We start from the raw sequence: 23,739 nt of genomic DNA, 5'->3' as shown, positions 1-23,739 counted from the left end.
CCCTCGCACACCGATTAAGGAGTGTGATCATGCGTAAGATACTCTCGTATCTAACAATCGCTTCGTTCTTCTCTTCCTCTGCGTTTGCGGATCCCGCGATCCTCACGGCAAACGTGAATTTCAGGGTTGGTCCGGGCACCGGATTTCAATCGATGCGCGTTCTTCCTCAGGGCGATGAGGTCGATATCAAGGAGTGCGATGCGGAAGCCTCCTGGTGCGCCGTCGGCTATTCTGGCACCAACGGTTTTGTTGCGGGGAAGTATCTCAATCAGTCCGACTCCACGGCCCCGGCGTGGCCGCGGGTCTTTACCACCGACACGGGTGCGACGATCACGCTGTTTCAGCCGCAGATAACCTCGTGGAAAGGTTTCCGGGAGCTCGAGGCGCTGCTCGCGACCGAACTGAAATCCTCCGCCGACGCGACGCCGGTCTACGGGGTCATCGGGCTTTCAGCCAAGACCGTGGCTGACGATGCGAATGAAAACGTCACGCTGACAGATGTGAAAGCGACACGGCTCGAATTCTCCGCACTGGACCGCAAGCAACTTGCAGATCTCGCACTCGATGTCGGAAAGCTTATTCCGACCGAGCCAATCGTGGTGTCGCAGCAGCGCCTGGCAGCGAGCCTTGGCGATTTCGAGCGGCTCGCAGACGTGCCGGATATCAAGTCCGACCCGCCGCCAATCTTTATCAGTGAGACACCGGCGATCCTGTTGCAGACTGACGGTGCGGTCGTCCTGGCTCCCGTCAAGGGTGTTAACGGCCTATCGTTCGTGGTCAATACGAACTGGGATCTCTTCAAGGTGGATCAGTCGGGCGACTACTTTTTGCGAAGCGACAAGAACTGGCTCACCTCAAAGACATTGGAGGCAGATTGGGTTGCGACGGAAACGGTTCCGGATCTGATTTCCAAACTTCCCGAGAGCGAAAACTGGAAAGAGGTAAAGACCGCGCTCCCGCCAACACGCTTCAACGAGGACGGGATCCCGAGGGTTTTCTATTCCCAGAAACCAGCGGAGCTTTTGCTATTTGAAGGAAAGCCTGTGCTCGAACCGGTGGCGGGTACCGGACTTGACTGGGTCTCCAATACCACCAGTTCGGTCTTCTTCCATCGTAGCAGCAAGAACTGGTACACCCTTATCTCCGGCAGATGGTTTTCATCCGCCTCGCTCAAAGGACCCTGGACCTTTGCTACTCCAGACCTGCCGGACGATTTCCGGAACATACCGGACGACGCGTCCTATTCGGCAGTGCGCGCCTCGATACCTGGCACGTCCGAGAGCGCGATGGCGCGCCTGAGGGCAAGCATTCCGAAGCTCGCGCGCGTTTCCACCGATGGGTCATTGAAGGTCGATGTACGCTATAATGGCGAGCCGAAATTCGAAGCGATTGAAGGCACGTCCTTGTTTTATGCCGTCAATGCGAATGAGCAGGTCATCAAGGTTGCGGATAAATACTTCGTCCTCAAGGATGGCATCTGGTTCGTCGGTGACACACCGACCGGTCCGTTTGCCGTTGCGCGCTCCGTTGCGGACGAGATCTATACGATCCCATCATCGTCTCCGTTCTATAACGCGACCTATGTCCGGGTCTATGACACCGAGCCCGACGCCATCTGGTACGGGTACACTCTCGGCTATCTCTATACTTATCTCGCCTGGGACACGGTCGTTTGGGGGTCGGGATGGTATTATCCGCCCTATTGGGACTACTACGACGACGATTGGCCCTATTATCCGCCTCCGATAAGCTACGGCTTCGGCGCTTCCTACAATCCGGCTTACGGAACCTTTGGACGCTACGGTTACGCCTACGGCCCCGAAAGAGGTTTGGCGTTTGGTGCGGCTTATAATCCAGTGACTGGAACCCGGTTCCGTGCCGGCGCGGTGGCAGGACCTGGTGGCGAACGAGGCTTTATCTCCGCCTACAATCCAAGCACCGGCAACGCCATGGTCGCGCGTGGCGGACAGAATGTCTACGGTTCGTGGGGCAGTGTGTCCGTCAAGCACGGCGGCGAATTCGCGCGCATAAGCGGAGGAACGACCGGGAGTGCTGGCGGTCTGCGCTGGCGCAACACCGAAGGCGAAAAAGGCTTCATCGTCGGTAGCAAGGGTGGTGACGTCTATGCCGGCCGCGACGGCAACGTCTATCGCCGCCAGGACGGGCAGTGGCAGAAGCACTCACCGGACGGTTGGCAGCCCGTTCAGCGGCCTGACGCAGAAAGCGTTCGCAACGCCGCTCAGCGCGCAGCATCCAACCGGCCGCAAGCCGCGCAACGCATCCAGAACCGGGCTGAGACGAGGCCCGCGCCACGCCGCAATCAGCAGGTTCGGCAACGGGCACCGGATCATCTTTCATTTGATCGGGCCGGACGACAATTTGGCAACCAGAACGAGCTGAGCCGCAACTATGGCCGTCTCTATCAGCAGCCTGGCGGCAACTTCCAGAACTTTGACCGCGGCAGCTATCGCGGCGGCGGTTTTCAGGGCGGCAACCGCGGAGGTTTCCAAGGGGGCGGCGGTCGCGGAGGCGGACCAGCCTTCAGTGGTGGCGGTGGTGGGCGTGGTGGTGGGGCAGCCTTCCGGGGTGGCGGCGGCGGGCGTGGCGGAGGCGGTCGGGGGCGCTAAGAAACCGGGTCAAGTCAGGTAAGAGCCGGCCGATCCATCTGTCTCGGTAACTGCTGTCGGCCGCTCCGTCGATAGTCGGCGCGGTTGGCGTATGCGCAGTAGCTGCCCCTTGCTGGGACTGCCGGTGGTCACAAGCGGATGGCTTTCCAAGCCCACTGACCGTCCTCGTGGCATTCCAGCACGGCGTCGTAGAGGTCGCGTTTATTGGATCGCTCACCGTTGTTGACGCACGTGATCGACTTTGCGGAAAAGAGATGCAGCACCCTGTCGAACTGGTCTTGCCGCAGCATTGACTCGACGCGATCCATAAAGACGAACTGTGGTTTCGACAGGAGGACCTTGGCGATGGCCAGGAGCTGTTGGTCGCCCAGCGAGATTTCTCTATTTTGTTCTTTGCCCAGCCCTTCGACATCGCCGGCGAGTTCCTCCAAGCCAAGTTCTCGCAGGACCTGCCGGAGCCGGGCATCGGAGGTCGCGCTGACTTCGCCCGGAGGAAGCAGAATTTGTCGCAGCGAGCCAGGCGTCAGGTAGGGTCGCTGCGGGAGAAACATGAGGTCTTCCGAGCCCGGTCGAATGATCCGACCGGCTCCCGCCACCGGGATCCCCGCAGCCGCCCTGAACAAGGCTACCCCGACGGCCGGGCTGGCTCCCGTAACCAGCACCCGGCTACCAGCAGGTATGCTTATCGAAAGGTCGTTCAGAAGAGGCGATCCATCCGGCAACCGCAGTGTCACCCGCTCAAATGCGAATTGTCCCTTCTGTTCTTCGAGTTCAATGCGCGATTCATCGCTTGTATGGGTTCGTTCAATCGCTTCCAGCAATGAACTCAGACGAGAAACGACTGCGGCAAAGTTCGAGATCGAGTTGAACTGGCGAATGATCAATGAAAATGCGCCGACGAGCATCGCAAAGGCTGCGCCCGGCTGGGTGATGACGCCAAACTCGATTTCGCCTCGCATGAAGGCCGGGGCTATGATGAGGTCCGGAATAATCTGGATCATCCAGTTGTAGCCGTTGGTGAAGAAGCCCAGGTTCCGGTTGACGGCGATGATACTGCGAATGTTGGCGACCAGATCGTCAATGCGGTGCAGCAAGCGGGTTCTCTGCCGATCCTCGCCGCGCGTCACAAGAACGGATTCGGCGTTTTCACGAACGTGAATGAGGCTGGAGCGGAAGTTGGCCTCCTTGTCGAGCCGGTCGTAGTTCAGATCAATGAGCGGTCGACCCAGGACGATCGTCATGTAGGAACCGGATGCCGCGTAGAGGACGGCCACGCCAAACAGCAAGGGACTTATGGACCAGAGCACGCCGGAGAAGCTCACCACCGTCAAAGCGCTGCTGAACAGCATGATGACGTAGGAAAGCGTCGTGACGGTGAAGGCGCGGATATCCTCGGCAATGCGCTGGTCCGGATGAGCGAGTTGCCCGGATATGTCGAGGCGATAATACGTCCCCTCTTCAAGATAGAGGTTCACGGCGCGGCGCGTGAGGAATTCACGCCAAAGCAAGGCCAGTCGCTCTTCGGTGAAGCGGGCGATGACCCCGACAATGGTAAGGATAGCGAAAACGCAGATGTAATAGACCGCCTGTCGGACGAACTCATCGGTCTGGCGCTCCGCGATGGCGGTCATGAAGTTTCGGCCGACATAGTTGTTGACGACATTGAGACCGTTCAAGCCGAACAACAATGCCACGAGCCCGGCGAACGTCAGCTTCGCCCTCCCACCTACCTCGGAGCGCAATAGAATTCGCACGGATCGCAAGAAGCGAGCCGCCGTCACTTTGAGTGACGCTTGCTGGGTCTCCATGCCGTTTTCCTTCGCGAAAACGCCGGCTGCGAAGATGGAGCCCTAGAAAGCGGGCACCAAACCTCCAATCAGGACCACTGCCCGTCAACCTTTTGCGGATCGCACGGCGCGCCGTGCGATGGCGGCTGCCTACCCATATCTCCTGCTATTGTTAACCTGTTTACCAACGATCTCCCTGATGATCGTCAGGGTTTCCCTGGCAGCGTCTCGCGGGTGCAGCGCGGTGTCAGCCACATTGCTCACAAGTCTTGTGGCATCGTGGTCGATACCCTTCTGCGACCATCGCTTGCCCTTGGCGACCGTGATGTAGACCGAGTATGCGTGGTGCGTTGTGCCCGGTCGCTCACCGATAATATGGAGAATCCCCCTCAGACTGTCTGGGTCCGACTTCTCAAAGAGCGTTTCGCCGATGCGATATCCGGCCCGCACTCTTCCACTGGTGACGAGGATGTTGTCTTCGCTCATGGTGACACCGGCGTCCGAAAGCAGCTTGCGCACTTCCTCCAGGTAAGGTGCAAGATGCCCGTCGTCCATGATGGCCTTGGCGTTAAGGCCGTCGGAAATGACGATCTGGCCCTTGGGCATATCGTTTCCCCAGGAGGCCCTTATCCGTTCAATCTCCCCAATCGACTCCGGGCTCAGCGTCTCACCGGTGGTCGGGTGCGCGATGTAGTCGTTCCGATCCTTGGACAGGGTGCGAACGGGAACGACGTTGGGGACGGCCGCGATAAACCCCGGTGTAAGTTCGGCCCAAAGAGAGACTTTGGCGTCGTCATAAAGGCCCCTGACTTTTGCGGCGAGGGCCGGATTGAGGTCCCAGATCTTCTCCCCATGCCCCATGGCCAGGTCGACGCCCCTCGCTTCGACTTCCCGGACCTTCTCACGACCTTCATCGTAGATCGCGTCCTGGGGCCTGCCATCACCCTTGGCGAGGCGATATTGGTAATAGACCCACAGAGGATCTCCGTAATACCTGGTGAAACGCCCGTCCTCGCCAACGACCCCGATGCGCTTGTAGAAATCCCACATCGCGTCGTTGACCTTGAAGCCAAATTTGTCCCTCACGCGCACATGATCCTGGAATGCAGTCGTGAGATAGCTCAGCATGGGGTCGTTCTTGGTCGGCAAAGCAATCAGATAGGCGGGGTTGGCGGGCATGATCTGGTCCTGGCACCAATCGAGATCGTCCAGGCTCACCGTCATGTGCAGCGTGGTGCAAACATCGAGGCCGATGGTCAGCCCATGGAGCTTGCCCATGACCATGTCCTCCAGACAGCACCGCACGAGTTGTTCGCGGCTCTTGAAGACCTCCGGTCCAATAAAGCCGGCAACATCATTGACATGGAGCCAGGCACCTTCGGGTTGGACCTTTGCGAGTTCGATGCCGACCGCTCGGCTGAAACCATACTTTCGAGACTCAAGCACCACCATGTCGACACCGTTGGCGACACTGTTGGTGAATTCCGAACCTTGCCCTGTTTCAAAATAAAGACCGTAACGCTCTCCGGCCTTCGCCTGTGCGTATTTGAGGATCTTCTCATTGGTAATATCGAAGATCTTGTTGCAGTCATCCGTGCCGGCGAGGCTCTGGAACATCGTGGAAACCGTTCCCGGGAACCTTTCGCTCACCTCGCTCTGGACGTCGATGTGGGCAAGCACGCACCACGGGATGACATCGCCCAGTTTGAAGGTGTCCACGATGTCCTTGAGCGCACGCTCCACCGTGACGACGCTGTCAACAGTGCTGTCCACCGGGTTGGTGCCGATGACGATGTCGCCCGTAGCATAGGAAAATGCGTCGAAGACCTGCCACATAATGTCGTCTGGGTGGTCGGTTGGCGAATTCGGCTGGATACGCGCACCCATGTAGCCCTTGGCCCCCAGCTTGGTGCCCGGCATGACGTTGAAAATCTTCTGACTGACGGTGATCAGTTCTTCGTTACTCATCAGTTTCGGCACGCATCCGATCGCGTCGCTGGTGAGGCCGTTCATGATGGCTTTGATGCTTTCCTCCGGCTCTTTGAGGAGAAATTCCTTCAGGTCACCCAAAGTCCACTCTTTGATCTGCTCGAACTGGGCCTTGTCGGTCGTCTCCCAAATCAAACGCTGCAGATCGTCCTCGAACAATGGGTGCTGATGGAGATTGCTGATTGTCGTCCTTGTCAGAAGGCTGCGCGCATAGCGCCGTGTCGCGTCGTCTTCGGCGCCAACTCCAATTGTCTGGTCGCCTTCCTTGAAATCGTTCGCAGCGCCGATGACCTGCTGATAGGTCTTCTGATCGAAGCTGCCCTTGGTCCTGCTGACATAGGCAAAGACGTCCTCGTCCGGCTTGATCTCCACGATCCTGACGGCATGTTCGCTCGCCGCCGCTTGCGCTGCATGACTGGAATTGGACAGCGCAGCAGCGGCAGTTCCGGCAATAATCAGGAGATCCCGTCTGTACAATCCGGCACTTTGATTGGAGAACAAGCCCTTCCGCATGGCGATTTCCTTTCATCAGAAGGCCGCTCCCGGCCCTGGATTGAACGACGCGGAGCGCTTACAGCCAACCGCCGGAAAAGCCGGCGCGGCGCAGCCCCCTCACCAGGGGCTCTGATCGGCGCATGATATTCCACAACAGCCCGGTCCTGTAGTTTTCGATCATCAGCACCACGGGCCCCTGGTCGATGCCGAAGTGGTGGGGGCTGACCCACCATCCCGCCTCGGCACCTTCCACGGCATAGCTCCGGTTGAACGACGGTTTGAATCCGTAGAGGCGCGTCATGCCGAGATTCATGCGGGCAAAGTTCCAAACCGTTGGGATGACGATCTCCGGAGCAAACGGTAACGATGCGACGACGGCCCATGGAGACACAGTTCCGTCGTCCGGTCCGAAGGGTGCACCGCGGGCAAGGTAGTCGAAGAATTCCCTTTCGACGCCGTCGACGGTGCGCTTGACCCATCCTGGTCCGTCGCTAGCCGTGAAGCCCCAGCAGAATTCGCCGTATCCGGCGAAGTTCAGCGGGTTGTGGATGGCATATTGCTGTTGGACGTAGGTCGCGTGCCGGCTGTTTTGGAAATAGTCGCTGTCACGTTCGCGCATGAATTCGTCACGGATGCCGCGGAAGTCGATCCACATATGCGAAAGCTGGTGGGTGAACAGCGGTCCCGAATAGAGTAGTTCCCGCCCATAGAGGTTCCGCCAGTCGTAGCTCTCGGTATAGGCGGAGTAGGATTCCGGTGGCAGCGGATGAGTGGGCGATCCAAGGCCTAGGATGTAGAGCAACAGGCCTTCGTCATACCCGCGCCAGCGATAGGGAATAAAGCCGTTTTCCGGTCGCCAGCCATGGGTCAGCGTGAGTCCGTGATCGCGGGCCCAATTCCAGTCCGCGCGTTCATAAAGTTCGTTTCCCAGCCGACGAATTTCCGCCTCTTCCGGCGCATCGGCGTCGAAGTAGGCGGCCACCGTCAGTGCCCCTGCGAAAAGAAACGCTGAGTCGATCGTCGACAGTTCGCATTCCCAAACGCGCCGGCCAGTATCGATATCGAGGAAATGATAGAAGAAACCCTTGTAGCCGGTGGCGTCAGGCTCCGGCCCCTGCGGACATTCCAGGAGAAATTGCAGTCGCCTGCGGGCAATTTTTGCCGCGAATTTGCGGATGACAATGCCCCGCTCGACAAGCACGGGGATTGTGGCAAGCGCCATGCCGATAGCGGCAATGCTTGCGGGTGCGTCTTCTTCCGTCTTGTCGCGAACGAGCCCGTTGTCGGGGTTGGTGCAGTGCAGATAATACAGCAGTGTCGTGAATTGCAGCCGGGCGAGATCCTGCTCGGTCGGTATCCGGCTCAGTTCTTCATCTGTCGACAGCGCTTGCGACATGGTCAGCCAACCACGAGATGTATGTTGTGATCTCGTCCGTCGTCCACGAGTGGAACACTCAGATCACCGACACTCTTGCCGTCGAGGGTCAGCGCATAGGAGCCCTCTCCTGATTTGGCATCATTGCGTACCTTGATCCGGTAAATCGACCTCCCGTGTCGGAAGTCGACTTCGTATGTCGACCATTCCGTCGGTATGCACGGTTTCACGAAAAGCCGATTCCCCTGACGGCGAATGCCGAGAATAGCTTCCAGCCCTACACGATACATCCAGGCGGCCGATCCGGTGTACCAGGTCCAGCCGCCGCGGCCGGTATGAGGCGGTGCACCGTACACGTCGGCGCTGACAACATAGGGTTCGACCATGTAGCGCTCGGCGTCTTCAGGTGAAAGGGAATGGTTGATGGGATTGAGCATGCTCCAGAGCTGAAATGCTCGATCGCCGTCCCCAAGCAACGCGGTTGCAAGGGCCACCCAAGTGGCTGCGTGGGTATATTGGCCGCCATTCTCCCGAATGCCGGGCACATAACCTTTTATGTATCCAGGCTGCAGCGCGCCCTTGTCAAACGGCGGATCGAAAAGCTGAATTAGCTTGCTCTCGGTGCGAACGAGCCTTTCCCAAACCGCTCGCATTGCCGTAGAGGCGCGTTCAGTATCGGCGGCGCCCGAGATGACCGCCCACGCCTGAGGTATGGCGTCAATCTGGCATTCGTCGTTGAGGGATGAACCAAGGGGAGTGCCGTCGTCGAAGTAGGCACGGCGGTACCAGGATCCGTCCCAGGCATGGCGCTCCAACGACACGCGCAATGCCTCGGCTGCGCCAGTACACCAGGCGACCCGATCTTTGTCTCCCATGACTTTCGCGATCGCGGCAAATGATCCGAGCACGGTCAGGAAGAACCACCCGTTCCACACACTCTCACCTTTGCCCTCGGCGCCGACCCGGTTCATGCCGTCGTTCCAGTCGCCCGTTCCCATGAGTGGAAGCCCGTGGCGGCCCAGTCTCAAACCTTGATCGAGCGCCCGGCAGCAGTGATCATAGACGGTGCCGCGCTCTTGGCTGACCCCGGGGACCTCGAAGCGTTCCTCCTCTTGGTTATTAAGGGTTGGGGATACGATGAAAGGAACCAGCTCGTTCAGGAGCTTGTAATCGCCAGAGATCGTCACGTAACGATGGACGACGTATGGCAGAAAATACAGATCGTCGGTCATGCGGGTGCGCACGCCCGCGCCCGATGGTGGATGCCACCAATGCTGAACGTCTCCTTCGGTGAACTGGCGGGCGGCCGCGCGAAGGATGTGAGCGCGCGTTTCTTCAGGCGCGCTATGGACGAGGGCGGCGACATCCTGGAGTTGGTCGCGAAATCCGTAGGCGCCGCCGGACTGGTAGAACCCTGTTCGAGCCCAGATGCGGCAAGACAGCACCTGATAGAGCAGCCAGCGGTTCATCATGAGGTCAAAGGCCTTGTCGGGCGTACGAACCGTGACGGAGTTCAGCAACTGGTCCCATTGGCGGGAAGCCTCTGCCAGCGAACGCTTTGCACTCCCCGGTTCGGCGTGTTCACGGACGAGCCTGCGGATCTCTTCGTGATCCTTTGCCTGTCCCAGCACGAAGACCAGTTCGACGGTTGATGCCGGTGAGATTGAAACGTCGACCATGAGGGCGGCGCACGGGTCGAGCGGGGATCCGAGGCGCCCGTCGAGCTCCAGGCCTACCAATCCCGCCGGCTGAGAAATTGACCCCTCTCTGCCAAGAAACCCGAGCCGGTCGCATGTGAAGGATCGCACCGGCGCACTCGATGCCACAAATGCCAGGTCTCCGGAAAATTCTCCCGTCCCGCGGCGCGCAGCGACGATGGCACTGCTTTCGATGTCGAATTCACATTCGATCAGAGCGTGCCCGTCTTCCCGCAAGATGCCGAGCACCCATTCAACGAAATAGGTGGCGGTGAGATTGCGTGCATATCTTCCATCGTTGCGCAAGGAGAGGCGGACGATCTTGACCGTGGCTGCAACGGGCACATGGACGGTCAGTTCATGATGAAGGAGCCCCAGATCGCTCTCGTATCGCGTGTAACCCTGCCCATGCCGCACTGTCGTCGCTGAGGCCTGCCCGAGAGGCAAAGTCGTCGGCGTCCACAACGTCGCTGTCGACTCGTCGCGCAAGTAGACAATTTCGCCGGGCTGATCTGAAACCGGATCGTTTGACCAGGGCGTCAGTCTGTTCAACTGACTGTTGCCTGCCCAGGTGTAGCCAAGACAACTGTCACTCGTCATGCAGCCGAACACGGGGTTGGCAATGACGTTGCACCACGGCATCGGTGTCGCGCGATCACCTTCAGTCGCGATGACATATTCGCGCCCGTCTTTCGAGAAACCTCCGCGACCATTCCAAAAGTGCAGGCCGTCTCGCCCCGCTCGACGTTTTGCACCCACGCCGGCAAGGGGCGCTTTCGTCGGTTTCCAGATCGGCAAAGCGATAGCGGGCGCTGGAGCGAGTTGCTCAGCAAGCGACCCGCGACCACAACATAGTACCGCACGAGCCCTGGCCGCGATGGCATCCCCCACGTTGTTCGTGTCCAGCACATGGATACCTCCGGCTTTGCCCAGCGTCGCTTTCATATGGACAGATGCCTTCGTGCTCAGTGGCAATATTGCACTCGCCCCCGTCTCGTCGAGGATGGCAAGATCGAAGGGAAATCCGCGACCGGTGATGAACGCGTGGGCGTTGACGGCGGTATCTAGCAGGGAGGCTTCACCCTGTTTGTCCATGCGCAGGAGCAGAATAGGGAAGTGTCCCGAGATGCCCGATAACTGGAAGCTGCTGTCATCGGTATGCACCTGAGCGGTCATGTCATGAGGGCCCGAGTGCGAAAACAACAATTGCCCCGCCAGCCGATTGTAAAGGGTTGCCTCTTCGGGGGAGGGGGATGGAAGGCAGCCGTCATCGGCGCGGCTGGCAGTGGCGTCAGACAAGGCGCGACGAGCGGCACCGATGTCGGCGAACCGCTTTGCTATCGTTGCTGCCGTTTCCTCATCCTCCGCAGCCCCAGTTGCAAACGCAACCTGTTGCGTCTCGGCCGGGCCGAGAACGACCACTCGGCGCAAGCTGAAAATGGGATCGAGGACAGGGCCGGTCGTGCATGAGAGGCTTCTTCCCGGCCCCAGGGCGCGCGGGTCTGTTGGTGTCCTGTGCCGGCCGAGAAATCTGTGGCGATCGGTGTCATGCTCCACCGAATGATGGGTTTCGTCGCTGGAGGCCGACACATGTACCGCCCAGATTGGCTTCTCCGCCGCGCTGCGCGGTCGACGCCGCGCGAACAGTGCTCCTGTTTCGGCGTCGAAGCGGGTTTCAATGAAAAGCTTGGCAAATGCCGGGTGTGCGCTGTCGGCGCGTCGGCTGTTGAGGCATATTTCGGAGTAGCTTGTCAGCTCGATCCTTTTCGTTTTGCTTCCGGTGTTGCGCAGGAAGAGCACGCGAACCTCCGCATCGCAATCGGGCGCGACGCAAACCTCCCACCGGATGTCTATGTCCCCGTAATGACAGTGGTATTCGGCGCGATCGACGTGAAAAGAATGTTGGTAGGCAGCCGCTGGATGACGGATCGGTTGTCGCCCGATTGTCCAGACTTCGTTGCTGTCAAGGTCTCGGATGTAGCAAAACTGGCCCCAACAGTCGCGCGTACCGTCTTCTCGCCAACGGGTGATGTCGAGGCCGCGCCAAGATCCATATCCAGAGCCGGCCTCCGTAAGAAGGACGCTGTATCGACCGTTCGACAGGAGGGAGACATTCGGCAGCGCACCTGCCTCGCGGCTTGCGCTGACACCACTCTTGCCAACCGGATGAACCATCAAACCGACCCTTCAATCAAAACTAGACATTGTCACCTTCCGTCGACGTCGATGCCTTTGTTTGTCCCGAAGCTTTGACGCCCCATTTCCAGCCGGTGATCGACGGCATGTCGTCGCCATGTTTCTCGATGTAGTCGCGGTGCTCGAACAGCTTGGCCTGAATGGCCTGCTTGAAATAGGCGGCGCGAGCGCCGAGCTGCGGCAGGCGGTCGATGACATCGCTGACCAGGTGGAAACGATCGAGCTCGTTGAGGACGACCATGTCGAACGGCGTCGTTGTCGTGCCTTCCTCCTTGTAGCCGCGCACATGCAGGTTGCCGTGGTTGGTCCTGCGATAGGTGAGGCGATGGATCAGCCATGGGTAACCGTGGAAGGCAAAGATGATCGGCTTGTTCCGGGTGAAGATGCCATCGAAATCCCGGTCTGAAAGGCCATGGGGGTGCTCTTCGGCAGGCTGCAGCTTCATCAGGTTGACGACATTGACGACACGCACCTTCACTTCCGGCAGGTGCTCGCGCAGCAATTGCACCGCCGCCAAGGTCTCGAGCGTCGGGACGTCGCCGCAGCAGGCCATGACGACATCCGGCTCGCTGCCTTCGTCGTTGCTTGCCCAATCCCAGATGCTGACGCCCATGGCGCAATGGCGCACGGCCTGTTCCATCGTCAGCCATTGCGGCCCTGGTTGCTTGCCCGCCACGACGACGTTGATGTAATTGCGGCTGCGCAGGCAATGATCCGTGACGGAAAGCAGCGTATTGGCATCCGGCGGCAGATAGACGCGCACGACTTCTGCCTTCTTGTTGACGACGTGATCGATGAAGCCGGGGTCCTGATGGCTGAAGCCGTTGTGATCCTGGCGCCACACGTGCGAGCTCAGGAAATAGTTCAGCGACGCCACCGGCCGGCGCCACGGGATCTCGTTGCAGACCTTCAGCCACTTGGCATGCTGGTTGAACATCGAATCGATGATGTGGATGAAGGCCTCGTAGCAGGAAAAGAACCCGTGGCGGCCGGTGAGCAGGTAGCCTTCGAGCCAGCCCTGGCACTGGTGCTCGCTGAGCACTTCCATGATGCGGCCATCCGGGGATAGATGATCATCCTCGGGGTAGATCTCCGCCATGTAGCAGCGGTTGGTGACCTCGAGCACGTCCTGCCAGCGGTTGGAGTTGTTTTCGTCGGGGCTGAACAGGCGGAAGTTGCGGCTGTTCATGTTGGCCTTCATCACGTCTCTTAGGAACGTGCCCATGACGCGGGCGGCCTCCACCGTGGTCGCGCCGGGTTGCGGGACATCCACGCCATAGTCGCGGAAGGCCGGCATCTTCAGATCGCGCAGCAGCAAGCCACCGTTGGCATGCGGGTTATCGCTCATCCGGCGGTGGCCCGTAGGTGCAAGCGCGGCAAGTTCCGGTCTCAGTCGCCCTTCGTCGGTGAAGAGTTCCTCCGGGCGATAGCTTTTCATCCATTGTTCCAGGATGCGAATGTGCTCCGGCTTGCTCATCTCGCCCATCGGTACCTGATGCGCTCGCCAGTAGCCCTCGCATTTCTTGCCGTCGATTTCGTCCGGGCAGGTCCACCCCTTCGGTGTGCGGAAGACGATCATCGGCCAGGCCGGTCGTTTCACATTCCCCCTTTTTCGGGCGTCATCCCAGATCTGCCGGATCTCGGCCATGGCCGTGTCGAGCACGCCTGCCAGCTGCTGGTGAACGCTTGCCGGGTCATCGCCTTCGACGAAATATGGCTTGTAGCCCATGCCTTCGAAGAATTTGCGGAGCTCGTCATGCGGGATGCGGGCGAGGAAGCACGGGTTGGCGATCTTGTAGCCATTCAGATGCAGGATCGGCAGGACGCAGCCGTCGCGAGCGGGGTTCAGGAACTTGTTGCTTTGCCATCCCGTCGCCAGTGGACCGGTCTCGGCCTCGCCGTCACCGACGACACAGGCAACGATGAGGTCGGGATTGTCGAAAGCTGCGCCATAGGCATGGCTGAGCGCGTAGCCGAGCTCGCCGCCCTCATGGAGGCTGCCCGGCGTTTCCGGCGCCACATGGCTCGGAATGCCGCCGGGAAAGCTGAACTGCTTGAACAGCCGCTGCAGGCCTTCGCTATCCTGGCTGACGTTGGGATAGAACTCGCTGTACGTCCCCTCGAGATAGGCATGGGCCACAAGCGATGGCCCGCCATGTCCCGGACCGATCACGTAGATCATGTTGAGGTCGTCGCGCTTGATGATCCGGTTGAGATGCACGTAGAGCATGTTGAGGCCGGGCGAAGTCCCCCAGTGGCCGAGCAGGCGTGGTTTTATGTCTTCTCGCTTCAGGGGCTTCCTCAGGAGCGGATTGTCGAGCAGATAGATCTGGCCGACCGAAAGATAGTTCGAGGCCCGCCAATAGGCATCCATCAGGCGAAGTTCGTCTGCCGTTAGTGGCTTTGCCGGTTTTGCGGATGCTGCCTCGTTCATCGATGCTGTGTCTGGCGTGACCATCTGACCCTCCCGGTCGACAAGACTTTGCTTGGACTTTCGGCTGACTGTGACGCGTTAGTGCAGTCGCAGAACGATGCGACCGTCGATCTTGCCTGCTTCCATCCGATGGAAGATGTCGTTGATGTTCTCGAGGCTCTCCCACGAAAAGTGAGGTTTCACCTTTCCTTCCGCCGCAAACAGCAGGGATTCCTCCAGGTCCTGGCGGGTGCCGACGATCGATCCGCGCACGGTGATGCGCTTGAGGACCGTCTCGAACACAGGCAGCGACATCATTCCTGGAGGCAGGCCGACAAGTGCCATCGTCCCCTTCGACCGCAGGAAGCCGAAGGCCTGTTCCATGGCGATGGGAGACACGGCGGTCACAAGGACCCCATGAACGCCGCCATTTGTGGCGCGCGTTACCTGCTCGATGGCGTCTTTTGCCTTGCCGTTGACGGTGATGTCAGCGCCAAGCTGCTTGGCCAGGGCCAGTTTCTCTTCAAAAATATCGGCGGCGACAACGTTCATGCCCATGGCCTTGGCATACTGCACCGCCATGTGACCAAGTCCTCCGATGCCTGAGACGGCCACCCATTCGCCCGGGCGAACTTCCGTCTCTTTCAGCCCCTTGTAGACGGTCACCCCCGCGCAGAGGACGGGCGCGGCAGCGCCGAATTCCAGGCTCCTGGGAAGGCTGCCGACAAAATCAGGGTCGGCCAATCCAAACTCTGCAAACGTGCCGTTGACGGAGTATCCGGTGTTGGTCTGCGAGCCACAAAGGGTCTCCCAGCCGGTTCTGCAATAGGGACAATAGCCACACGCGGAGTGCAGCCAGGGGACGCCGACCCTGTCACCCTCCTTCACCCTCTTCACGCCGGTGCCTGCGGCCGCGACGAAGCCGACACCTTCGTGTCCGGGTACGAAGGGTGGCGACGGCTTTACCGGCCAGTCGCCGTTTGCCGCATGCAGATCCGTATGGCACACGCCAGTCGCTTCGTACTTGACCAGTATCTGCCCCGGTGCGGGCGTTGGAACTGTCATCTCCTCAATAACGAGCGGAGCGCGAAACTGCCGTACGACAGCCGCCTTCATTGTCTTTGCCATTTCCATGTTCCTCCAGCTTGGTAGACCCAGAAGATGCATTGAGGATAGGAAGGGAAGGTACCGTGCTAGTGCGGATACGGTTCCGGGAAGTGCTCGACCACGCCTCTGACGCCGCGAACGTTTTCTGCGAGTATGCGTGCGGCCCTTCGGCATTCGGGTGCTTCGACGTTGCCCCACAGGTGCACGACGCCATCGCTGACCGCGACTGTGACATCCAGCCCTTCAAGGCCCGTGTTCTCTCCAAGTCGAACCAGAATGCTGCGGCGGATCGCATCGTCGCCCAATGCGGTCTCGTCATGTCTTGCCGACAGGATTGCCTGCAACAGATCGGCGCGGCTGATGATGCCGACAAGAACGTCGTTTCGAAGGACGGGAATGCGCTTGATGCCGCGTTCCTGCATCAGCGCCGCCACCCGCGAAACGGACGCGTCTTCATTGACCGTTACGGGATCAGCGGTCATCGCGTCGCCAACCCTCCACGACGACCGCCGCAGATAGGCGTTAGCCCTGACTTCGGTCGTTAGGGAGGCATCTATAACAGGCACACCGCCGCCAAGCTCAATCCGGCGGATCAGGTCGCCTTCCGTGATCAGGCCCACCAAATGCCCGTCATCGTCAACGACCGGGAGGCCGCTAACGTGATTGTCGAGCATGATCTGCGCTGCTTGCCTGACACTGTTGTCTGGTGAAAGCTTGACGACAACTGTCGTCATCACATCCTGGGCGAGCATGTCGATCCAACCCCCGATAGGACTTGTTGGCACCGTCATCAGGACGGGTAACGTAAACCCATCCCAGTCGTTCGACAACCTGTTCGCTTAGGACCGGTTATTCCTTGTTGACCGGAGCAGGCGATGCAGAATGCATCTTTCACGAGAATGTCACATTCTCCGAGGTGTACGCGCGTACTGACGACACCATTCTTTAGCCCGAACTCCTTGGTTTCAGTCCCATCATTTCAGCTATAAGATGGGGGACATCGCCCAAAGGGGATTCAAGGCCAATGCCCCCAGAGCAGAAGGACCGTTCGCCTGTTGCGCTGGAACAGCGCGACGTAAGCGCCGACAAGCGCATGTTCTCACCTTCCGCTGCGCGGAATTCGGTGCCGATCCTAGCGGTCCTGAAACGTGTCTTTCCAGCAGGTGGCGCCGTGCTGGAGATTGGATGCGGGACCGGCGAGCACGCCGTGTGTTTTGCGAAAGCAATGCCCAACCTCACCTGGCAGCCGAGCGATCCGGATGCCGACGCCCGCACCAGCACGTCTAGCTGGATCAGATACGCAGGGCTGAAGAATGTGCTGGCACCGCGGGATATTGATGTGTGCTCAGGACAATGGGGCGTCGAACAAGCGGGGCATTTTGACGCCATCGTGTCGATCAATATGATCCATATCGCGCCATGGGCGGCAAGCTTAGGACTGTTCGCAGGAGCTGGCCGTTTGCTTCACGCTGGTGGGCTTCTTCTTCTCTACGGCCCATTCATGTGCAAGGGGGCACACAACGCCCCCTCGAACGCTGCTTTCGATGCGGCTCTAAAGGAGCGCAACCCATCCTGGGGTGTGCGTGATATCGCTGATCTTGAACAAGTTGGTGAGGCCGTTGGACTTACTCTCCGCGAGACGATCGAGATGCCTACCAACAATCGGTTGCTGGTCTTCGCCAGCGGTAGTGCTTGAACGACAAGTGGGCGCAAAAGAGACGTGGGCCTATAGCAGCATTCGCGCCCTTTGGTTCCGTTCGAGGTCGATCCGAGGACCGCGCGGTATGTGCTAGAGTGCGGCCGAAGGCGGAACGCGAGACGCACTGCGAGGGGCGGTGTCATCGAAGCGGAATTCGCGCGAGCGAGTGCCGCGTTGTGTGTGCTCTTGGAAGGGGAGACCAGGACTATGCCGACACAAGAGCAACCCAGTCTGATCGTTCGACAGAAATCCCCACAGAACACCGAGTTTCCGTTTGCGTCGCTCTCCGATTGGCTGATCCCAACCGGGCTGTTCTTCGTGCGAAACCATTTCCCCGCGCCGGACCTCGATGCGCGAGACTGGAGGTTGCACGTTGGCGGGGCGGTGGAGCGGCCGATCGAACTTGACCTCGACAGCATCAAGGCGATGCGGAGCACGACGCTCACCGCCGTCGTCGAGTGCGCCGGGAACGGCCGCGTCTACTATGTGCCCCCGAAGGAGGGGCTCCAATGGCAGAACGGAGCCGTCGGCAACGCTGCGTGGACAGGTGTTCTTCTGCGCGAGATTTTGGAAATGGCGGGCGTTAAGCGAACCGCACGTGAGGTTCTGCTCGTAGGCGCAGACAGCGGCGTCGTCGACACGAACAGGAAGACGGCTTCTCCCGGCCCCATCGCTTTTGCCCGCAGTTTACCGCTTGAGAAGGCCATCGCGGACAGCACGATCCTTGCCTATTCGATGAACGAGGAGCCGCTTACGCGCGATCACGGCTACCCGCTACGCGCGGTCGTGGGTGGCTGGTACGGCATGGCTTGGGTCAAGTGGATCACGCATATCACGGTTCTGGAACAACCGTTCCTTGGCTACTGGCAGGCGCGGGACTACTTCCGTTGGGAGCGCAACCTCGGGGAACCCAGGCTGGTCCCTCTCGCGGAGATGGAGGTCAAAGCGCAGATCGCGCGACCCGTGCAGGGGGCGCGTCTCATCGCCGGCCAACCGTATCGGATTTTCGGAGCCGCCTGGAGCGGCGAGGCTGCTATCCGGCAGGTGGAGGTCTGCACCGGAGATGGTAGGGGTTGGCGCGAGGCAAGGCTCCTCGAAACAGAACATCCCTTTGCATGGCGCTTGTGGGAGTACATGTGGACCCCTCAAGAAGTGGGGCCATATAAACTGCGATGCCGCGCGATCGATGGGGCGGGGTGCGTGCAGCCCGACCTGCAGCGTTCCGACTGCGAGAGCTACGCGGCCAATTGGATCGTTCCGGTGGAGGTTACGGTCGTTCCCGAGCCACAGACGTATGAGGAGGAGTTCGTGATCTAATCACCCGCACGGTGCGGAATGGCGGCTTGGCGCACCTGCGAACCGCGTTGCCACAACGGCGGCCGGCGGCGCGACGACCATTATAAGGGCGCGAAGCGGAAACAATGTCCGCTTTCAGCCCTGGAGGCAACGGGACCGACCGCGCCGGAGCACCAGGCACGGACGCTTCCTAGTCCCCGACTTCGATTCATCGCAGCCACTAGACTGATGCGGTTGGCTGGGACGTGTCAGGCCCGCCCAACCTTCACTTACGAGATTGAGAACCTGCGAAGAGGTGTCCCAATGCCCGGCCGCTCGCGCGGCCGGGCAGGTAGGGAACGTAAAGAAGCGAATTCCCGAGGTGTAGGATACGACGTTCAGGCTGACCGGACGTTCTCGGCCTTCGATTTTCCGGTCTTGCGGTCCTGGCCAAGCTCGTAGCTGACCTTTTGGCCGTCGCGCAGTGAGGTTGCGCCATCAAGCGCCGACACATGGACAAAAACGTCCTGTCCACCGTTATCGGGCGTGATGAAACCAAAACCCTTGTCCTGGTTGAAGAATTTAACAGTACCGGTTGCCATAGTCATCCTTGTCAGCTTGAGTGTTCTGCGTTTTACCGCAGAACCTTATCCAGCGACGGCCCTGGCGGCAATCACGCATGCACCAGCACTGACAATTTCGGACTCGAGGGAGGCGAGCGGAAGCGGCTCGGGATGGGTAGGCATGGGCTCGGCTCGGTCTGGTGGTTGATGCGAATCCGCGCGAATGGGCGTTTCGTTGCAAAAAATGCGAGCGCTCATAACAGGCCGGCCGGCGCCGTTCAGCATCTTCGTAAAGCAGGCGGCGGATGGCCTGAGCTCCCAATCTCGTGTGGGCGGCAGGGCACAATCGGAAATGCTAGGACGAATCGACATTCACCTCAGCCAAAACATAGCGGCGAGGCGATAGAGGAAACCTTCGAAGTGGATTGTTCTGCGGTCGTATCGGGTGGCAAAGCGGCGGAAGTGCTTCATTCGGTTGAGGCACCGCTCGATGCGGTTGCGATGTGTATAGGCGGCTTCGTCGTGGGGGATGATGATCTTGCGCGAGCGGTTTGACGGGATGACCGCTTCGGCTCCGATGCTGGCAATGATTTGCCGCAAAGCGTTGCTGTCATAGGCTTTGTCGGCCAGCACGGCATCACCGCTCTGTCCCACCAGAAGTGCCGGTGCTTGGGTGATGTCGCCGACCTGGCCAGCGGTAACGATAAGACGCAGCGGCCTGCCCAAGGCATCGGCCAGCATGTGGATTTTGCTGGTCAGCCCGCCTCGGGAACGCCCCAGCGCCTGATCTTTGGCCCCCCTTTTCCCGATGCTGCCTGCTGATGAGCACGCACGATTGTGCTGTCGATCATCAGATATTGATTGTCCCGATCGGCCGTCAGCGTCTCGAACACCTGCTCCCAGATGCCGGCATGGCACCAGCGGCTGAAGCGCTTATGCACTGTCTTCCATTTTCCATAGCGTGCCGGCAGGTCGCGCCAATGTGCGCCAGAGCGCAAAACCCATAGGCAGCCATTGATGAACAGACGGTTGTCGGAGCCGGTGCGCCCTGGATCACCAGCTTTGCCGGGCAACAGAGGCGCAATCTTCGCCCACTGAACATCGCTCAACTCATACCGACTGGCAGCTATCCAAAGACCTCCGTGTTCCAACACGGTGTCCTATGAATCAGCATTCAAGTGATTTGGGAATCCTGAATGTCGATCGACCCTAGGGAACCCAGACGATGACGCCGTCCAGACAATCTGGTGTCGACGCGCAACCCATATTGCGAAAATGTCGGGCGTGCCGCGCTGGCGGACTTTGGTCCTATCTATCATCCGACTTCAGTCCGCTTTGACAGCAACCCGCTTCTTACGCACGCTGAGTACACTGCCGGGCTGGTGTCGCGAACATGTCGATCAAGAAATCACTGCGCCAATTTCTTTGTCTGCCGGTTCGACAAGCGCCAGCAAGCAAAATCCATGATCTGGAGACCTTTCTCGACGTATGGCAAGCCTATAGCGTGGCAGTGATGGAACTGCACAGACTGCATGCCGAAAAACCGCCGCGGCAAGAAACGATCCGCGAGTTTGAAATCCTTTGCCGCCTTATTGAAGAACGGTTGATGTCAGCCCTCGACATGAAGGATCGGGCCGGAAGCACGGATGGATCGGGGCAACTGCCTGCTGGATTGCATTGGTCGGGGGAGCCTTGAAACGTCGTGCCTTCATTGCCCTGGTTTATCGAGGCGGGTATTTGGGACGGGCATATTCGGGGGTTGGTCAGATAGCGGAGATCGCACAATCGCGACAACCTGTCGAAGGCCGGGTGAAATTCTGATCTGAGGAAATGCCATGTCTACGCGTCGGAAGTTACTTGCCGCAGCCTGTTCGACGGTTGTTTGTCTGTCTACCCTTGCGTTTCCTTATAAGCTCCAGCCCGCTGGTTCGCTTCTTCAGCTTGTTCCCCAGGAGGCCTTCGCCAAGAGCGGGGACAACAACGGCAACGGCGGTGGCAACGGTAACGGTGGGGGCAACGGTGGTGGAAACGGTGGAGGCAATAGCGGAGGAAATGGCGGAGGTAACGGAGGGGGCAGATCCGGAAATGAAAAATCGAGCGGGGGCAATGCTCGTGGCAGTTCGACGGGCGCCAGGGGTGGGGGAGCCGCTCTCGGCGGCGGTGCTGCCAGGATCGGCGTGCGTCATGCCGATGGCATGAGCGAGGAGATCAGTGACGGCCGCTACATCATGAAGGATGCACGTGGGCGCATGATCATCAACCGAAGGGCGACGCTGGCCGACATGAAACGAATTAAGTCCCTCACTCCGTGAGAGGACGCCAATCGGCCGCGTCGCGCAGTAGCATGGCGGCCTCAGTCCGGTTGGTGACACCGAGTTTGGCCATGATCTGCGTCATATGGTGCTTTACTGTTTTTTCCTGAAGGTCGAGCTTCCGGGCGACGTGCTTGTTGCTCATGCCTGCGGCGACAAACTGCAGCACTTCGTGTTCGCGCGGGGTCAGGCTGGCGACCAGGGCCGTCAGGTTTGTTGTCGCGCGTGCCCGGTTGGAAAGGAGTTTGGCCGAGAGTGCGGGAGTGACGTAGCTTTCGCCCGTCGCGACGCCGCGAATGATTTCCGCAAGCGCTCGACCGCCGACCCCCTTAAGGACATATCCGAGCGCGCCTCGGTCAAGGGCCGCGGTGACATCGTCGCTGGTCTCGGAAACGGTCAGCATGATAATTTTCTGTGATGGCGACAACTCGAGGATCGGGAGGATTGCGTTCAAACCGCCCCCGGGCATCGAGATGTCCAGTAGCAAGACGTCCGGACGTAGGTTCTCGGCAATAAGCAGGGCTTCGTCCCTGGAACTCCCCTCAGCAACGATCTCGAAGCCACCGATCTCCAGCAGACTCCTTGTCACGCCCTCTCGAAACAAGGGATGGTCGTCGACCACGGCCACGCGTATCGCTGTCGTCATGCCGCTTTTGTCTCCTCGGTGCTGATTGTCATACGAACGAGAGTGCCGGAGGTAGAGACCATAATCTCGAAGGTTCCGCCCAAACTCTCGATACGCTCTCTCAATCCCTCAAGACCAAGTCCGGTTGGCTCGACGCGATCGGGGTCGAAGCCGGGTCCATTGTCGCCGACTTCGATCGTCACGTAGTCACCCGTCACCGATTGCAAGACACGTTGTCCGGCGCCTCTGGCATGACGATAGGCGTTGTTGAGGGCTTCCTGTACGAACCGGTATATGCAGATTTTTGCCGAAAGCGAGATATCAGCCGGTGGGTCGACAATCGACAGCTGCACCATCGTCCCCGTTCGCTGTTGATGAGCGTGAACCACCCGCTTCAAGATCTCGGGCAGGGTCGCGGTCTCAATCTGCGGCAGGACGAGGCCGCTGCAGATCGTCCGGATCTCCTGCATCGCCTCATCCAGACTTTCCTTGATTTCGCCTATGACGCGCTCGCGTGCGGTGCGTGCCGATTTCGGGTTGGTGAAAGCACCGCTGTCGAGCCGCAGGGAAGCGAAGGCCAGCAACTGAGCCGGCCCATCGTGCAGATCAGCGCCGATGCGACGCAGATGGCTTTCGTTGAGCGCAGTCGTGCGTTGCGAGGCGCGCTGAAGTCTCGCGCGCAACCCTTCGTTCTGCTCAAGCAGCGTCGAAAGCTCCGCGATCCGCTCCTTGAGCGCGTGGCGCTGGCTTTCAATCGTCCGGCTGCCTCGCAGCACGATCGCGGAAAGGACCACGAAAAAGGCGAGGGTAAATGCCGCGACCGCCAGCCAGGTATATAACCGCGCTTGCTTCAGGCCGTGTTGAAAGTCGTAGGAGACTTCATGAAACTCCGAGACGGCGACGACGGCTCCCGACCACGGTTGCAGCACCGGATTATAGATCTCAAGGACCGGCATGTCGGCTGGGCGTCTGTCGGGCTGCTCCCCTGATTGATCGAACAGCGCCACCATGCTGCCCGAAAACGCCGTTCGAAGCTCGTCGCTGAGTTCGAGCCTTTTTCCAACTTGAGCCTCGTCGCTGGAATAGAGGACCGTCCCGTCTGCCCGCCACAGCCGGAAGGACAAAAGGCGGTCCCCCAGTGCTCCTTGGCCAAGCGTTTCGTCGAGTGCGCGCGCAACTGCACCGTCAAGCACCTGTGTCCGTTGCATATCGGGCAATAGCGGTGCGATCACACTGTCCACATAAAGAGCCGTGGTTGCGGCGGAGTTCCGCGTGACCGCCTCCTCGATAATGCGTGAAACAAACGCACCGACCAGCACCATTGCAGAGATTGCAACGAGGCCACCTATCAGCAGGAACTGACTCGCCAGCGATCGGGAGTTCCAATTTTTGATGAGTTGGTTGGCGCGCAAGAGACTTCCCGGGATCGACCGCTGGGTTGCCAGCGTCGTTGTAGGACAACAAACCCACGATAGCCTAACCGCTTGGACAGGCCGGTCAATGCTGTGGATCGGTTCTCAATCCTTGTCGGACCTTTGGCTGTCTGCCGGATAGGACCAAGGTCCGATCGGCTGCAGCA

The 23,739-nt window shown here is 59.6% G+C and carries 15 protein-coding genes and 1 pseudogene; 5 read left to right on the top strand and 11 right to left on the bottom strand.

What is annotated here, in order from left to right:
* Positions 1-29: 29 nt before the first annotated feature.
* Positions 30-2,627: an SH3 domain-containing protein gene (locus AC07UR_RS24725; protein ID WP_210264581.1), complete on the top strand. Its 2,598-nt coding sequence runs from the start codon at positions 30-32 to the stop codon at positions 2,625-2,627.
* A gap of 128 nt (positions 2,628-2,755) precedes the next feature.
* Here the strand turns inward: AC07UR_RS24725 and AC07UR_RS24720 are convergent, their stop codons facing one another.
* The 7 genes from AC07UR_RS24720 to AC07UR_RS24690 all read right to left on the bottom strand — a co-directional run bounded on the left by AC07UR_RS24720 (position 2,756) and on the right by AC07UR_RS24690 (position 16,438).
* Positions 2,756-4,435, bottom strand: coding sequence for an ABC transporter ATP-binding protein/permease (locus tag AC07UR_RS24720; protein WP_173422126.1), 1,680 nt, complete (start codon positions 4,433-4,435; stop codon positions 2,756-2,758).
* A 129-nt stretch (positions 4,436-4,564) separates the two neighbouring features.
* Positions 4,565-6,916 carry an ethanolamine ammonia-lyase gene (locus tag AC07UR_RS24715; protein WP_209792527.1) on the bottom strand — a complete coding sequence of 784 codons (2,352 nt, stop codon included), beginning with the start codon at positions 6,914-6,916 and terminating at the stop codon, positions 4,565-4,567.
* A 58-nt stretch (positions 6,917-6,974) separates the two neighbouring features.
* Complete coding sequence (locus tag AC07UR_RS24710; protein WP_173422124.1) at positions 6,975-8,294, bottom strand: glucoamylase family protein; 1,320 nt, start codon at positions 8,292-8,294, stop codon at positions 6,975-6,977.
* Positions 8,295-8,296: 2 nt separating this feature from the next.
* The gene (locus AC07UR_RS24705; protein ID WP_209792529.1) at positions 8,297-12,145 is read right to left on the bottom strand and encodes a GH36-type glycosyl hydrolase domain-containing protein; all 3,849 of its coding nucleotides are present in this window, start codon (positions 12,143-12,145) and stop codon (positions 8,297-8,299) included.
* 22 nt (positions 12,146-12,167) lie between these two features.
* A complete protein-coding gene (locus tag AC07UR_RS24700; protein ID WP_209792532.1) occupies positions 12,168-14,624 on the bottom strand; it encodes a phosphoketolase family protein in 2,457 nt (818 codons plus the stop codon).
* Between the two features lie 54 nt (positions 14,625-14,678).
* Entirely contained in the window at positions 14,679-15,707 is a 1,029-nt protein-coding gene (gene adhP, locus AC07UR_RS24695) for an alcohol dehydrogenase AdhP (protein WP_173422121.1), read from the bottom strand.
* Positions 15,708-15,772: 65 nt separating this feature from the next.
* Complete coding sequence (locus AC07UR_RS24690; protein WP_173422120.1) at positions 15,773-16,438, bottom strand: CBS domain-containing protein; 666 nt, start codon at positions 16,436-16,438, stop codon at positions 15,773-15,775.
* 272 nt (positions 16,439-16,710) lie between these two features.
* Between AC07UR_RS24690 and AC07UR_RS24685 the strand changes: the two genes are divergently transcribed.
* Both AC07UR_RS24685 and AC07UR_RS24680 read left to right on the top strand, forming a co-directional pair.
* Positions 16,711-17,382 (top strand): DUF938 domain-containing protein, encoded by a 672-nt coding sequence (locus AC07UR_RS24685; protein ID WP_173422119.1) that lies wholly within the window; start codon positions 16,711-16,713, stop codon positions 17,380-17,382.
* Positions 17,383-17,592: 210 nt separating this feature from the next.
* A complete protein-coding gene (locus tag AC07UR_RS24680; protein WP_210264543.1) occupies positions 17,593-18,702 on the top strand; it encodes a sulfite oxidase in 1,110 nt (369 codons plus the stop codon).
* 356 nt (positions 18,703-19,058) lie between these two features.
* Here the strand turns inward: AC07UR_RS24680 and AC07UR_RS24675 are convergent, their stop codons facing one another.
* Both AC07UR_RS24675 and AC07UR_RS24670 read right to left on the bottom strand, forming a co-directional pair.
* The gene (locus AC07UR_RS24675; protein WP_173422118.1) at positions 19,059-19,262 is read right to left on the bottom strand and encodes a cold-shock protein; all 204 of its coding nucleotides are present in this window, start codon (positions 19,260-19,262) and stop codon (positions 19,059-19,061) included.
* A 333-nt stretch (positions 19,263-19,595) separates the two neighbouring features.
* Positions 19,596-20,377: pseudogene (locus AC07UR_RS24670) on the bottom strand (IS5 family transposase).
* Positions 20,378-20,616: 239 nt separating this feature from the next.
* Between AC07UR_RS24670 and AC07UR_RS24665 the strand changes: the two are divergent.
* Both AC07UR_RS24665 and AC07UR_RS24660 read left to right on the top strand, forming a co-directional pair.
* A complete protein-coding gene (locus AC07UR_RS24665; RefSeq protein ID WP_173422117.1) occupies positions 20,617-20,919 on the top strand; it encodes a hypothetical protein in 303 nt (100 codons plus the stop codon).
* Positions 20,920-21,058: 139 nt separating this feature from the next.
* On the top strand, positions 21,059-21,535 hold the full coding sequence (locus AC07UR_RS24660; protein ID WP_173422116.1) for a hypothetical protein: 477 nt from the start codon (positions 21,059-21,061) through the stop codon (positions 21,533-21,535).
* Here the strand turns inward: AC07UR_RS24660 and AC07UR_RS24655 are convergent.
* Positions 21,525-22,181: a LuxR C-terminal-related transcriptional regulator gene (locus AC07UR_RS24655; RefSeq protein ID WP_173422115.1), complete on the bottom strand. Its 657-nt coding sequence runs from the start codon at positions 22,179-22,181 to the stop codon at positions 21,525-21,527. The two genes, AC07UR_RS24660 and AC07UR_RS24655, sit on opposite strands and share 11 nt — an antisense overlap.
* Complete coding sequence (locus AC07UR_RS24650; protein ID WP_173422114.1) at positions 22,178-23,572, bottom strand: sensor histidine kinase; 1,395 nt, start codon at positions 23,570-23,572, stop codon at positions 22,178-22,180. Before AC07UR_RS24650 ends, AC07UR_RS24655 begins: the two co-directional genes overlap by 4 nt.
* Positions 23,573-23,739: the final 167 nt, after the last annotated feature.

The sequence above is a fragment of the Ensifer sp. GW821-FHT05G01 genome, from assembly GCF_059419585.1.
Note: the sequence above shows the minus strand (reverse complement) of the source record. Positions and strands in the feature narration are given on the sequence as shown.

Coding starts and splice junctions, on each gene's coding strand:
- AC07UR_RS24685 (WP_173422119.1), top strand. CDS start 16,711: ATGCCCCCAGAGCAGAAGGACCGTTCGCCTGTTGCGCTGGAACAGCGC.
- AC07UR_RS24680 (WP_210264543.1), top strand. CDS start 17,593: ATGCCGACACAAGAGCAACCCAGTCTGATCGTTCGACAGAAATCCCCA.
- adhP (WP_173422121.1), bottom strand. CDS start 15,707: ATGGCAAAGACAATGAAGGCGGCTGTCGTACGGCAGTTTCGCGCTCCG.
- AC07UR_RS24660 (WP_173422116.1), top strand. CDS start 21,059: ATGTCTACGCGTCGGAAGTTACTTGCCGCAGCCTGTTCGACGGTTGTT.
- AC07UR_RS24725 (WP_210264581.1), top strand. CDS start 30: ATGCGTAAGATACTCTCGTATCTAACAATCGCTTCGTTCTTCTCTTCC.
- AC07UR_RS24665 (WP_173422117.1), top strand. CDS start 20,617: ATGTCGATCAAGAAATCACTGCGCCAATTTCTTTGTCTGCCGGTTCGA.
- AC07UR_RS24700 (WP_209792532.1), bottom strand. CDS start 14,624: ATGGTCACGCCAGACACAGCATCGATGAACGAGGCAGCATCCGCAAAA.
- AC07UR_RS24675 (WP_173422118.1), bottom strand. CDS start 19,262: ATGGCAACCGGTACTGTTAAATTCTTCAACCAGGACAAGGGTTTTGGT.
- AC07UR_RS24690 (WP_173422120.1), bottom strand. CDS start 16,438: ATGCTCGCCCAGGATGTGATGACGACAGTTGTCGTCAAGCTTTCACCA.
- AC07UR_RS24720 (WP_173422126.1), bottom strand. CDS start 4,435: ATGGAGACCCAGCAAGCGTCACTCAAAGTGACGGCGGCTCGCTTCTTG.
- AC07UR_RS24715 (WP_209792527.1), bottom strand. CDS start 6,916: ATGCGGAAGGGCTTGTTCTCCAATCAAAGTGCCGGATTGTACAGACGG.
- AC07UR_RS24710 (WP_173422124.1), bottom strand. CDS start 8,294: ATGTCGCAAGCGCTGTCGACAGATGAAGAACTGAGCCGGATACCGACC.
- AC07UR_RS24705 (WP_209792529.1), bottom strand. CDS start 12,145: ATGGTTCATCCGGTTGGCAAGAGTGGTGTCAGCGCAAGCCGCGAGGCA.
- AC07UR_RS24655 (WP_173422115.1), bottom strand. CDS start 22,181: ATGACGACAGCGATACGCGTGGCCGTGGTCGACGACCATCCCTTGTTT.